This window comes from Maritalea porphyrae (genome assembly GCF_030159895.1).
Lineage (GTDB): Bacteria > Pseudomonadota > Alphaproteobacteria > Rhizobiales > Devosiaceae > Maritalea > Maritalea porphyrae.
In genome coordinates this window covers 1,715,466-1,728,056 of the sequence record NZ_BSNI01000002.1, presented here as the reverse complement: position 1 = coordinate 1,728,056, position 12,591 = coordinate 1,715,466, and the positions used below count along the sequence as shown (strand labels likewise).

Genomic DNA, 12,591 nt, shown 5'->3' with positions numbered 1-12,591 from the left:
TTGTTTTCGTGAGGGAATAATCTTAAAATGATTACCGCATTTGACATCGCCGTTGGCTTGATCGTCCTTATTTCAGCCCTGTTGGCGACCATGCGGGGATTGACCCGCGAAGTTTTATCCTTGGCGACTTGGGGCGGCTCTGCCATCTTTGCCTGGTGGATGTATCTCAACTATCCAGAAATTGCCCGTGAATATGTGGCTGAGCAAACAGTTGCTGATATTGCGACGGTGATTGTCAGTTTCATTGTTGCGCTGATTGTGTTGCACCTTTTGACCATGTGGATCGCTGATTTGGTTGGCGATAGCAAAATTGGCCCTCTGGATCGATCACTTGGTTTTATTTTTGGCGGTCTGCGCGGCATATTAATTGCAGTGGTTTTTGTGATTTTCGGCCAGTGGTTATTCCAATCGGTGGTTGATGAATGGGGCAAAGAAAGCAAGACATTGCCTATGCTTTCACAACTCGGTGATGACCTTATCGCGGCTCTGCCGGAAGACCTTGAGGGCATGGTCAGTGAAACATTGCGCGGTTCTTCCGCGCGACCACAAGAACCAGTGGGTGAAGGTACCGACGAATTGGAAGAAGCACTGCCGGACGAAACTTCGACCTAATGGTCAAAGATTTGCAAAACCCGCCCGTCTTGTTGACTCCATTCGCGCATGGGCGTAATGACCCGACAAACATTGCATGACAATGAAATGACATAGGTGGAAACAGGTGGCGCACTCCTCTCACCCGGCTGGCAATGCTAGCGAAAATGACGTTTTTGACCTTGAAGGTGACACGTTACAAGAGGAGTGCGGTGTATTCGGCATCCTCCAACATAAAGACGCAGCGGCCCTAACCGCTCTTGGTCTTCACGCTCTACAACATCGCGGCCAAGAAGCCGCTGGTATCGTGACCTACGACGGTCAACGTTTTCATTCTGAGCGCCGCATGGGCCTTGTGGGTGATCACTATACCGACCCGCAAATGCTTGAGAAACTGCCTGGTGACGTAGCCGTTGGCCATAACCGTTACTCCACCACAGGCGAAGTCGCGCTGCGCAACGTTCAACCACTTTTTGCTGAATTGAGTGTTGGCGGCATTGCGGTTGCGCACAATGGTAATTTCACCAACGCGCTTAAATTGCGCAGAGAAATCATTGCTAAAGGCGCAATCTGTCAGTCCACATCGGACAGCGAAGTGGTATTGCACCTAATCGCTCAGTCTAAGCAACAAGGTTCTGCCGCACGGTTTGTGGAAGCCATCTCCCATATGGAAGGCGGTTACGCCCTTATCGCCATGACCCGCACCAAATTGATGGGTGCGCGCGATCCATTCGGCATTCGGCCGCTTGTGCTCGGTGACCTTGATGGCGCACCGATTCTAGCATCAGAAACATGTGCTCTTGATATCATTGGCGCGAAGTTTGTGCGCGACATCGAAAACGGTGAAGTGATTGTTTGCGAGAAACAAGAAGACGGCACCGTCAAGATTACCTCTTCCAAGCCGTTTGCGCCAAAACCCGAGCGCGTTTGCTTGTTCGAATATGTCTATTTTGCGCGCCCAGATTCAATCGTTGCTGGTCGCTCGGTCTATAATGTGCGCAAGGCCATGGGCCGCAACTTAGCGCGTGAAGCGCAGGTTGAAGGCGACTTGGTTGTGCCTGTTCCCGATGGGGGCACGCCTGCCGCAATCGGCTACGCGCAAGAAAGCGGAATTCCGTTTGAATTGGGCATTATCCGCAACCACTATGTGGGCCGTACTTTTATTGAGCCAAGCCAGCAAATTCGCGCGTTCGGCGTGAAGCTGAAGCACTCGGCCAACCGCGGTCAACTGGATGGGAAGCGAGTCATTCTGGTTGATGATTCTGTGGTGCGCGGCACCACGTCCACCAAGATTGTGCAGTTGGTGCGCGACGCAGGAGCGCGGGAAGTGCATCTTGTGGTCGCTAGCCCGAAAATCACGCACTCAGATTATTACGGCATTGATACGCCGGACCCTGAGAAATTGTTGGCCAACCAATATACTGACCATGATGAAATGTGTAAGTTTATCGGCTGCGATAGCTTGCAGTTCCTTTCTGTTGATGGTCTTTACGACGCGGTTGGTGGTGCACCACGTGATCCGAAAAATCCACAATTCACCGACCACTATTTCACCGGCGAGTACCCTACCCGACTTGTGGATTTGGAAGCGGAAAATGGCCCACTGAAACAACAATCTTTGCTGCGAGAGGCTGGATAATCAATGTCTGACGTTAAAGACCTTGCGGATCGCGTTATCCTAATCACCGGCGCGTCACGCGGCATCGGCTATTTCACTGCTCTTGAAGCTGCAAAGCGCGGCGCGCACATTATTGCTGTTGCACGCACGATTGGCGGCTTGGAAGAGCTGGACGATGAAATCCAAGACGCTGGCGGCACTGCAACGCTTGTGCCTTTGGACATTACCGAAGGCGACAAAGTTGACCAAATGGGCGGCTCCATCTTTGAACGTTGGGGCAAGCTGGACGGCCTAATCGCTAATGCGGGCTTGTTGGGCATCATCAGCCCTGTCCCGCACATTGCGCCCAAGGAAGTCGGCAATGTCTTTGATGTGAATGTTATCGCAAATTTCCGTCTCCTGCGTTCGCTTGATCCTTTGCTGCGTCAGTCCGACGCTGGTCGTGCTGTGTTTGTTTCATCGTCTTCGGCTGAAACTGGCAAGCCATTCTGGGGCCTTTATGGCGCCACCAAAGCCGCTGTGAACGCCATGGCAAAATCTTACGCCAGCGAAATGGAAGCGTCATCTGTGAACACCAATGTGTTCTATCCCGGTGCGGTGCGCACCGGCATGCGCGCAAAAGCCGTGCCAGGTGAAGATCCACAAACGATCCCGCATCCACGTGAGATCGTGTCGAAACTCGTGGACATGGTTACCCCCGACAATCAAATGAACGGCCAAGTGTTCGACATTCGCACGGGCGCTTATCGCCCGCTATGAAACGCGGCGGGATGATCCTTGGTCTCCTGATCGCGCTTTGCCTTGGAATTTGGCTGGGCATGCATATTGAACGCTGGCTGAATGTTAACGCTTGTCTTGATGGCGGCGGCGCGATCAATATTGACCGTGGTATCTACAACTGCCAATTTGAATAAGTTAGTCAGCGACATAGCGGCAAATCTTCATATCTAGAATCTCTTTTGCCGGAACGTCTTCCGCTGATAGTCCGATCTCAGCATAAGTGCGATCTTCTCTTACCAGATGCGGTGCGACATCAGACGCATTTAACGCCGACGCCCATTCAACGTCCTCGATGAAGCCGCGTTGGATGAGTTCTTGACCCGAAACACAGTCTGCCAGTTCTGCCCCAATATCATTGGCGATTGAGGTGAATGAGGCTTTTGCCAATTTTGTTTCTGCAGAGAGTTCTGCTGTTTCGTCGAAATATGAAGCGATGGCACCCGCTGCGATCCAATCTTCAAAAGCAGGCCGCAGCGAGTTGTCTTTTTGCCAGCGTTCACCGGCAGCCACAATGATCACATCTTCGCCCAACTTTGCCACGGCTTTCGCAACAACTTGGGCGTTGCGCAAAGCCCCACAAAATATTGTTTCCTGTTTGGCGAACATGGTCAAATGAGACCCATTGGGAGAAGGCAGAACTATTCGATCGCCTGCCGAAAGCCCGTTCAGGGACGGTGGCGACAAGGACAAGCCCTTTGCCTTGCGCTTACCGACGATCTGAAGCTGCATCCGATCAGCAAAGCGATGCGCTCCATCCCGCAGTCCAAATGGATAAACCTCCGCGCCGCGGGCACAAGCGACACTCAGCGCCGACGAGAAACTCAGGCAATCAACAATAATCGCAACGGGTGATGGGTCGTCCAGTGCCCGTTCGCCCCATTCGACATGTACTCGCATTTTTAATGCGCTCTGAGGCCGATCACGATGGCGGCAGTGCCGATAAGCGCGGCCGCGGTGCGGTTCATGATTTTATAAACGTTTGTCGATTTCAGCCATTCACGCGCACCGGTTGCAAGCAGCGCATAAGGCATTAAAACCACAAATAGAACCACGTAGGTTGCGGGTATGATCATCGCGAATTCCGCGACACCAATTGCAGTCAGATCAAGCAACACGGGCAACAACGCGAGATAGAACAACATAGCCTTTGGGTTGCCCATGGTGATCACATATCCATTTATTGCAGCGGCAATGGCTGTGCGTTTTGTGTCCGCCTGATCCGCCTTTAGCTCTGATGTATTGGTCCAGAACTTCCAAGCCAAGTAGAGCAGATACGCCACACCGATATAGCGTATAACGGTGAATGCCTCTGCGTAGATTTCAGCAATGGCTGCAAGGCCGAGCACAGCGAGCGTGAGCCAGGTCACATCGCCAAATGCGATACCGGCAATCATCGGGACAGCCCGTTTAAGGCCACCGCCCAGTGCGGTGCCAATGAGCGCCATCACACCCGGTCCAGGAATGGCAACAGCAATAGCTAAAGCGACGCAATATGTCGCGAGAGATGCGATAGTCATGGTGAAGAACCTTAATGAAAGTGGGAAGTCGAACTTAGGCGCAGTTTTGGTCGTGGTCAATTGTGTTTCTCCGCGCACCTTTGGCTCCACCGCCAATTGGCGAGCAGAGTTGAATTGCATTTTCAGGACGCGAGGCGTTTTAGGTCTCGTCATTAGTTTAGTTAGTAATGAGACGTAAAACGCCTCGCGCAAATGGCTTGCTGCTTGAAAAGATAATGCCCCGAGGTGCTCACCCTTCTATCCTCTTTAAATGCATCACAATCCGTGGTTCTGAACATTGCTGCTCCAGATTGCAGATCATCACTGATCCAATGGGAACCAACCCACTAATGACTGACATCTGCCTTCGGCGTCAGACTGGACATTTACTCTCAAGCGAAAGGCAAACGTCTTGCCTTTCAACCATCCCCTTTTCTTTGAAGGATGTTTTGTGACCCCGGATCGAGTCCGGGGTGGTATGGTTGGAGATTATGTCTCTCCCGCACCGTCCCGCACAACTAAGTGGCGTTTAAGCCACGAGAGGCTGATGCGGGACCTATTGGCGCCCAGAGCTCAACTCTCCTATCGTCACCCTCGGGCTTGACGAAGGAAAGAAACCCAGCGCCACACCAACAACCCTCACCGCCCGACATTCGTCAATGCCCTGAACGGTTTCAAGAAAAGGTGCGACCATCATCGCACAGGGTCAAAGAACGGGGATAAGTTTTTTCAAAATTGTCGTCCCGCGAACGGTCACCCCACCCTTAGTCCCTCCCCATCAAGGGGAGGTAAATTGGCGAATGGCGCCACCTTCTCCAAACTTTCAAGCGCAACGGGACTGGCCCCAGCCTCATCGAAAACTTTACGAAAAAATGATGCACTTTCGCTTATCCATCAATTTTTGTGATGTGCCATCTGAAAAATGAATTTCTCGCCTGGGAAAACCCATGGCAACATGATTTGATTATTGGAGAAAACACCATGCTGCTTGGCTTTATTATTGCAACGATCGTAATCACTCTTTCGCCCGGCCCATCGATCATTTTGTTGTTAGTCGTTAGCTTGCGCCAAGGGGCAATGGCGGGGATAAAGTACAGCGCCGGGGTGATTTCCGCCGATACAATTCTGATTTCGCTCAGCTTGTTGGGCCTTGGTGCGCTGATGCAAAGCTCTGTGTTGTTGTTCAACTTGGTCAAGTGGGCGGGCATTGCCTATTTGATTTATCTAGGCATCAAACAGTTGCGCGCCAGCAGCAAAGTCAGTGTTGAGGCAACCAAGGTGAGCGGTTCGCCTTACCTGCAAGGGCTTGGCACCACAATGCTCAATCCTAAAGCGATCGGTTTCTTTGTGGCCTTCTTCCCACAATTTATCGATCCAAACCAAGCGTTCTGGCCACAATTGATGCTGCTTGGCCCACTATTCCTAAGCATGGTTTTTGTGATGTTTTCGATCATCGCCCTGCTTGCTTCGCGCACGAAACTTCTATTTGAAAGCAGCAAAGGGCAAATCACGCTTAAATATGGTGCAGCTTTTGGGCTGATCGGCAGTGGATTTGCAGCCGCTTTTGCCCAACGGGCCTAATCGATAGGCGTTAGCCTTGAGGGGGTTTGGGCCCGATGGTCGCTGAAGCCCAGTATGAGCCTTCTCTTCGATCTATGTGATAGAGCAAATGCTCGCGAACTTCTTCCAAAGTGCCTGATTGGACGGCCTGCGCCATTTCCACATGCTCTTTGTAAGATTTTTGAAGGTGGTCAGGCAAGCCTCCGATGCGACACCTGATTGCTGCCATTTTTTGCGCGAAGGCCTGATAGGCATCATTTAGAAATCTGTTTTGACAGCAGTCAAAAAAGCACTGATGAAAAGCCGTGTCGAGCAGCAAATAGGCAGTGATGTCATTTGCTGCCAGGGCATTTTCCATTTCGCGAACGCAGTCCGTCAAAGCGTGGTGCAATGCCTGCTTGTTGCTAAGGAATGCCGCTTCAAGTGCAGCGGTCTCAAGTGTCACGCGCGCATCGCATAATTGCGCGAGTTCATCCGGTGCCAACGAAAAGACAAAAGTGCCGCTTTGTGGCACCACGCTTAGCAGGCCCTCGATCTCTAGCCTGTTAAATGCTTCTCTCACTGGCGTGCGGCTGACTTGTAATTCCTTGGCAATTCGCGCTTCGGACAATTGCTCGCCCAATTGCAGTTCTCCAGAAACAATCAGTTCCCGCAGCTTTTCCGTGACCAACTCGGTCAGAGACTTTGGTCTTTTGATTGATTCCATCGCACGCAACTCCCTGTCGCACTCATACATCATTGCCGTACTAGCATACAACATACTGCGCACAATATTGACAACTAGCATACTGTATGCCAATTATCTCTCGATTAGTTTGCGGACGGGCCTGTTGGTCTCTTCAACCCCATGAAATGGAGAAGTTTAGTGAAGTATTTGCACACCATGATCCGTGTGAGTGATTTGGAAAAATCAATTGCGTTTTTCGAGTTGCTCGGTTTTGCGGAAACAGCTCGTTATGACGAGCCAGATTATCGTTTTACAATTGTAATGATGGCCCCTCCGGGCGGCGAAGACACCCCGGTTGAATTGACATGGAACTACGATCCTGAAGAGTTGGGTGAAGCCCGTTTCTTTGGGCACTTAGCGTACGAGGTCGACGACATTTATGCGCTTTGTGCAGAGCTTCAGGACAAAGGCGTGGTCATCAACCGCCCACCTCGTGATGGGCGAATGGCCTTCATTCGTACGCCTGACAACCAATCCATAGAGTTCTTGCAAAAGGGCGAACCACTCGAAATCAAAGAACCTTGGGCTTCTATGCCAAACACAGGCAAATGGTGATCACACCAAAATCTGTCCAGTAACTGCAAAAGGCGCGCCATAACAGGCGTGAAGACAAAATGCGTGCAGTCGGTTATCGATGCAATTATGCATCATATCATATTGAAACCTCGATGCTGGCCCAATTGGGGATTGAGTTTCAACACGTGTCCGACTGCGCGCTAATCGACGATCTTGAAGATGTCCTTGCGCTTTTTGTGCGACAAGAAATCATCGACAAGCCAATGCTTGATTTGTTCCCAAATCTGAAGGTTGTGCAACGCTATGGTGTCGGCGTCGACAATGTAAATGTCGAATACGCCAACAAGCGTGGAATTGTTGTTTGCAACACGCCGCAATATGGGCAACAGCACGAAGTCAGCAACCACGCTGTCGCGCTTTACCTTGCCTTGTCGCGTCGTTTACTCACCAGAGACCGAGATGTCCGCGCAGGCAAATGGGATATCGGCCAAGCCGAGCCTATTGCTGGCTGCCGTGATGCGACCTTGGGGTTGATTGGCTATGGGCAGATTGCCCGCGCAACAGCCAAGAGGTTTCGCAGCCTTGGCTTTAGCTCGGTGCTTGTGGTTGACCCTGCCCTCACTCACTCGACAGCGACTGCCGAAGATGTGCAGATTGTGGCCATTGAGGAACTCTTCAAACGATCAGACGTAATCAGCTTGCACGCTCCGCTGAATGCTTCAACAAAGCATATGATTGGCACGCAACTATTAAGCAAGGCGAAGCCTTCGGCTTTTCTGATTAATGTTTCGCGCGGCGGTTTGGTGGACGAAAATGCTCTCTCGGACGCCCTGAATATGGGTCAACTTGCGGGTGCTGGCATTGATGTGTTCGAAACTGAACCACCAAACACGAGTAACGCACTTCTTGGTGCGCCAAACACAATTTTGACAGACCATGTGGCGTGGTATTCCGAGGCGGCGGTTACAAATCTGCAAACTGCAGCGGCGGAACAAGTGGTTCGTGTATTATCTAACGAAAACACTATTTAGCAGCAAATTTGTTCTGCAAATACTCGCTGGTCAAATGCTTCGAAACATCCAGAGGATCGCACCTCCCATCGGGGTCAAAATCAATCGGACCAATCTTGTTAGCAACCTTAAGGGCGGCCGCATTTAGAGACTTGCTTCGCTTGCCAATACCCATCAATGCTGAAGCCATTGACATAAGTGTTGAGATGGACTGGGTTTCAAACGTCTCGTCAATGCGCTGAACATGGCCAAGAAAATATGTTTCCGCTGGCGCACTCTTTTTCTTGTTCTTAGAGATTTCGTAGAGTAGCCCGTAACCACATTGAATTCGGACAGGATCAACGCTGTAGATCCACTTATCGGCAAGTTCAACAGCAAACGGCACTTTTGCCAGCGTCGCATCGCAGGACGAGAATACGTGCGCCAAGTATCCTCCTTGTAAGTGCTCAACTTGTGCTTCTGCCTGCTCGATGGTTACCATTTTTGGATCATCTATGAGCAATGAGATGATTTTCATTTCATAGATGTTGGATTTCCAAAGCCGGCGCGAAAGAGCAGCGTCTTTGCCAACAGATTTTGCAAACTTTCGCAGCTTCGTTAGCCCAATACCGTAGCTTTTCAGCCCGCCGGACTTCTCTTTGTGCTGCTCCCAATGCGCAATACCACGCGCGTCCTGATTGTTTTCTAGGTACTCAAGAATGTCTTTTTCGGTCATTCCCTATTGTACTCCAAATTTGGACACATACAAATACGCGCGGCGCGCACCCGTTTTTGATGAACGCGGGGAAGCCAGCACTCCCAGGTGGTGCCAGCTATCCTTAAGGAAGGCACTTCTGTTAACACTCACAACCATGAAGAGAAAACCATGCTGAATTGTAGATCGGCATGGAGTGTGTTGCGACCCTTGCTGTATTATTTTAACTATTAACCACAAGGATTTAGCTGATTTTTCTTCTGTCCGTAATAGGCAGCAAGCAGCTTTGCCTTTTCTACTTTCACCTCGTCGTTAGTATAGACGCCAGCAGCCAAAACGGCACGAAAGACTTCTGTTATTGCTACATTTTTTGGTTGCCCAATGAAGCTTTCATCTCCACCACACGTTCTTGAATTTTGCGACGAGTTGAGACGCCCGCTGCGGTCAATCAGCCTTATCAACCAATCGACAGCAATTTCCATTTCCGCAGCCAATCTTTCAGGGTCATACCCAGCAGAAATCAAGTCAAAGCCCACACGGACCGCCACTGCCTGATAGGAGGTGTCTGTGCCACCGCCCTCTTCGAAGGAGCCATCTGGGCGCAAAAGTTCAATTGCGTTAGATACAAATTTTACCGCAGCGGCCTGCATGTCTTTGTCATCTGCGAGCTTGCCGCATGAATAGAATGCCAACGCATCAAACAACAAACGGTTCGGTGCTTTTTTATCCGCCACAAGCAAAATATGCTGTTCGGATAAGAGCCAGTTCGCAGCACGAACCAACTTCCCCTCTAAATCCGCAAGACTGTCCAAGCCGACCATTTGGGCTTGTTTGGGTTCCTCTCGCAGCGCAGCGATAGCTAGACACGCATCACCAAGATAAAATGCTGCGGCGCTCGCCAAATCCTGCCGCTTCAGTTTGTACTTCGCAGCAATTTCAGGCGGTAAGCTCGAGTTGACCGCGCCGTTTTTGTCGATTGCTGTTGCCCCTTCTTTGATCGCACCGAACGCCAACAGAACTGCGCTGTTGTTCTTTGCCTGAAGAGATACTCTAAGCGCATACCCCGCACCAACTTGGAAACGGGGACTAAACATTGCCCCCCATTTTCGATTTCTACCGAGCAAAGGAGAAACCTTTGCTGGCAAAAAAGCGACTGCAATTGCAGTGACTGCTTTGGGCGCGATGGCGAAACTATGCTGGTCCAAGTAGGGCAAGTAACGCTCTGAACGAGCTGCACCTACAGAGACGTAGAAGAGCACAAGAAAAGCAAGGGCAACCCTAGTCAGCATCCGGACCCTTCTTGAAGCTATTACCAGCGCTTGGCTTTTTCTTTGTCGTGGTATGGGTTATCGCCTCCGCGCAGCCACATACGGATCGGCACACCGTCCAAATTGAACGCTTCGCGCAGACCGTTGGTCAAATAACGCTCATAGGATTTCGGCACCGCATCTGGGCGCGACGAAAAGATAATGAAGCTTGGTGGCCGGGTTTTGGCTTGTGTCATATAACGGAAGCGCAAGCGACGACCCGACACGGCTGGGGGTGGATGACTTTCGGTCATGCCGGTCAACCATCGATTCAAACGGGCGGTGGAAATCCTTGAATTCCAAGTCTTTTCTACCTTTAGAACCGCTTCCATTAATCGGTCGATATTTTTACCGCGCAAGCCAGAAAGGGTGACAAGAGGCACGCCCTTAAGTTGCGGCAAGAGCCGCGCGCACGCTTCTTTCATAGACTTGAGGTGTTCTTGTTTGTCCTTGACCAAATCCCATTTGTTCAAGGCGATCACCATGGCACGCCCTTCGCGTTCTACAAGGTCTGCTAATTGCAAATCTTGCTTTTCAAACGGGATCGTTGCGTCAAGCATCAAGACCACAACTTCAGCATATTGAATAGAGCGCAGCGCATCGGCAACAGATAGCTTTTCGAGCTTTTCCTGCACTTTGGCGCGTTTGCGGATACCGGCTGTGTCCACCAAATTGATGGTACGGCCATGCCAATCCCACGGCACCATAATTGCGTCGCGTGTAATGCCCGCCTCTGGGCCAGTCAGCACACGTTCTTCGCCGACCATCTTGTTGATTAGCGTCGACTTGCCAGCGTTCGGCCGACCGACAATTGCAACGTTGAGAAAACGTGTTGGGTCGTAAGTGCCCTTGCCGTCTTCGACGCCTTTGCCATCTTCATCCAACTCAACGTTGATTTCTGGCATCATGGATTCGTCGAGCTGTGAGACAGCTTTTTCAAACTCTTCGTGACCTGCTTCCAGGTCTTCAGCCGCTTTTTCAATCGCCGTCGCAACAATATTGTAAAGGTCGGCTAGGCCAAGTCCGTGCTCAGCAGACAAAGCGACTGGCTCGCCAAAGCCAAGCTTGAAGGCTTCATAAAGCCCTGCGTCAGCAGCGCGACCTTCTGCTTTGTTCGCCAAAAGCGTAACGCGTTTGTTGGCCTTGCGCAGCAATTTGGCAAAATGCTCGTCCATTGGCGTAACGCCAGCGCGTGCATCAATCATCAGCAAGATCACGTCAGCGGTTTGGATAGCCGCTTCAGTTTGCTGGCGCATGCGCCCTTCAAGGGTCGCATCGTCCGCATCTTCATATCCAGCGGTGTCGATGAGGGTAAAAGCAAGGTCGCCAATGCGGCCCTCGCCTTCGCGACGGTCACGGGTTACACCCGGTGTATCATCAACCAGCGCCAGCTTTTTGCCCACCAAGCGGTTGAACAAAGTAGATTTGCCGACATTGGGACGCCCAACGATCGCAACAGAAACAGACATTTAAGGGCTCCAAGAAAGGCGCGTCAGATTATTCTGACGCCGCCTCAGCAGTTGGGCCAACACCTTGTGCGGTGAGTTGGCCAAGATAAAGAGAAACGCGCAAACCAAGGTCGCGTTGTGTTGCAGGATCGGCAGCAATTGCATCAAACAACACGCGCGCATCCACATAGTTGCCAGCTTTATAGTGGGTCAGGCCAATGGCTTCGCGTGCCGCGTTGCGCATTGGGTGGCTTTCAACCTGCATATCGCCGACCCGTTGCGTTACCGCTAAAGGATCGCCAGCATCAACCAACAAGTAGGCTGCAAAGATGGCTGCAAGTTCGCGCAAACGCTGATCAGAAGAGGTTGTCATCAATGCATCATATGCAGCGACCGCCTCGTCGATTTTGCCTTGTTCAGCCAATAATGCAGCAGAACGGAACTCAGCAAGCAATGGATATTGGCCAGGGCCGCTTTCAACAACATTGTTCAACGCTGCCTGTCCGCCATCCAGATCACCACTTTCAACGCTTTCAAGCGCTGCGCTAAACTGTTCAGCACCTGCATTTGCAGTTGATGTCTGCCACCAACGCCAAGCTTCGTTGCCCGCAACCAGCAAAATGATAACAACGGCGAGGCCAATGACATATGGGCCAAACTGGCGCCATAGCTTGTTCATGCGCTCATTGCGCAACTCTTCATCGACTTCTTTAAACGCTGTATCTGTATCAGACATATTGGATGCTCATTTTTTCAGCCATATTCAGGTCGTGCACCATAGTGCGGGCTTTTGCAAAAAGCAATTTGTGATTGGGCCATTTGACCCTAAATTTGCACGAATTCA

At 51.1% G+C, this 12,591-nt stretch carries 14 protein-coding genes; 7 read left to right on the top strand and 7 right to left on the bottom strand.

Annotated features, from left to right (window positions below; all coding sequences use genetic code 11):
• Positions 1 to 27 precede the first annotated feature (27 nt).
• The 4 genes from QQL65_RS11850 (at position 28) to QQL65_RS11835 (ending at position 3,123) form a co-directional block, all read left to right on the top strand.
• Complete coding sequence (locus tag QQL65_RS11850; RefSeq protein ID WP_284364793.1) at positions 28 to 612, top strand: CvpA family protein; 585 nt, start codon at positions 28 to 30, stop codon at positions 610 to 612.
• Between the two features lie 106 nt (positions 613 to 718).
• Complete coding sequence (gene purF, locus QQL65_RS11845; protein WP_284364792.1) at positions 719 to 2,230, top strand: amidophosphoribosyltransferase; 1,512 nt, start codon at positions 719 to 721, stop codon at positions 2,228 to 2,230.
• 3 nt (positions 2,231 to 2,233) lie between these two features.
• Positions 2,234 to 2,968, top strand: a complete 735-nt coding sequence (locus QQL65_RS11840; RefSeq protein ID WP_284364791.1) for an SDR family NAD(P)-dependent oxidoreductase — start codon at positions 2,234 to 2,236, stop codon at positions 2,966 to 2,968.
• An 11-nt stretch (positions 2,969 to 2,979) separates the two neighbouring features.
• Positions 2,980 to 3,123, top strand: a complete 144-nt coding sequence (locus QQL65_RS11835; RefSeq protein WP_284364789.1) for a hypothetical protein — start codon at positions 2,980 to 2,982, stop codon at positions 3,121 to 3,123.
• A 1-nt stretch (position 3,124) separates the two neighbouring features.
• Here QQL65_RS11835 and QQL65_RS11830 read toward each other — a convergent pair whose 3' ends face one another.
• Complete coding sequence (locus tag QQL65_RS11830; protein ID WP_284364786.1) at positions 3,125 to 3,886, bottom strand: 2-phosphosulfolactate phosphatase; 762 nt, start codon at positions 3,884 to 3,886, stop codon at positions 3,125 to 3,127.
• Between the two features lie 2 nt (positions 3,887 to 3,888).
• Positions 3,889 to 4,626 carry a LysE family translocator gene (locus tag QQL65_RS11825; protein WP_284364783.1) on the bottom strand — a complete coding sequence of 246 codons (738 nt, stop codon included), beginning with the start codon at positions 4,624 to 4,626 and terminating at the stop codon, positions 3,889 to 3,891.
• An 840-nt stretch (positions 4,627 to 5,466) separates the two neighbouring features.
• On the opposite strand from QQL65_RS11825, the gene QQL65_RS11820 reads away from it, so the two are divergent.
• Positions 5,467 to 6,066 (top strand): LysE family translocator, encoded by a 600-nt coding sequence (locus QQL65_RS11820; RefSeq protein WP_284364781.1) that lies wholly within the window; start codon positions 5,467 to 5,469, stop codon positions 6,064 to 6,066.
• Positions 6,067 to 6,076: 10 nt separating this feature from the next.
• Here QQL65_RS11820 and QQL65_RS11815 read toward each other — a convergent pair whose 3' ends face one another.
• Positions 6,077 to 6,751, bottom strand: a complete 675-nt coding sequence (locus tag QQL65_RS11815; RefSeq protein WP_284364779.1) for a GntR family transcriptional regulator — start codon at positions 6,749 to 6,751, stop codon at positions 6,077 to 6,079.
• Positions 6,752 to 6,910: 159 nt separating this feature from the next.
• Between QQL65_RS11815 and QQL65_RS11810 the strand changes: the two genes are divergently transcribed.
• Complete coding sequence (locus QQL65_RS11810; RefSeq protein WP_284364776.1) at positions 6,911 to 7,327, top strand: VOC family protein; 417 nt, start codon at positions 6,911 to 6,913, stop codon at positions 7,325 to 7,327.
• Positions 7,328 to 7,440: 113 nt separating this feature from the next.
• Positions 7,441 to 8,319, top strand: coding sequence for a C-terminal binding protein (locus tag QQL65_RS11805; RefSeq protein ID WP_284364774.1), 879 nt, complete (start codon positions 7,441 to 7,443; stop codon positions 8,317 to 8,319).
• Here QQL65_RS11805 and QQL65_RS11800 read toward each other — a convergent pair.
• The 4 genes from QQL65_RS11800 to QQL65_RS11785 form a co-directional block, all read right to left on the bottom strand.
• On the bottom strand, positions 8,312 to 9,013 hold the full coding sequence (locus QQL65_RS11800; RefSeq protein ID WP_284364771.1) for a DNA alkylation repair protein: 702 nt from the start codon (positions 9,011 to 9,013) through the stop codon (positions 8,312 to 8,314). The genes QQL65_RS11805 and QQL65_RS11800 overlap by 8 nt on opposite strands.
• 209 nt (positions 9,014 to 9,222) lie before the next feature.
• On the bottom strand, positions 9,223 to 10,281 hold the full coding sequence (locus tag QQL65_RS11795) for a hypothetical protein (RefSeq protein ID WP_284364769.1): 1,059 nt from the start codon (positions 10,279 to 10,281) through the stop codon (positions 9,223 to 9,225).
• Positions 10,282 to 10,301: 20 nt separating this feature from the next.
• A complete protein-coding gene (der, locus tag QQL65_RS11790) occupies positions 10,302 to 11,768 on the bottom strand; it encodes a ribosome biogenesis GTPase Der (protein WP_284364767.1) in 1,467 nt (488 codons plus the stop codon).
• Positions 11,769 to 11,796: 28 nt separating this feature from the next.
• The gene (locus tag QQL65_RS11785; RefSeq protein WP_284364765.1) at positions 11,797 to 12,483 is read right to left on the bottom strand and encodes a tetratricopeptide repeat protein; all 687 of its coding nucleotides are present in this window, start codon (positions 12,481 to 12,483) and stop codon (positions 11,797 to 11,799) included.
• Between the last annotated feature and the right edge of the window lie 108 nt (positions 12,484 to 12,591).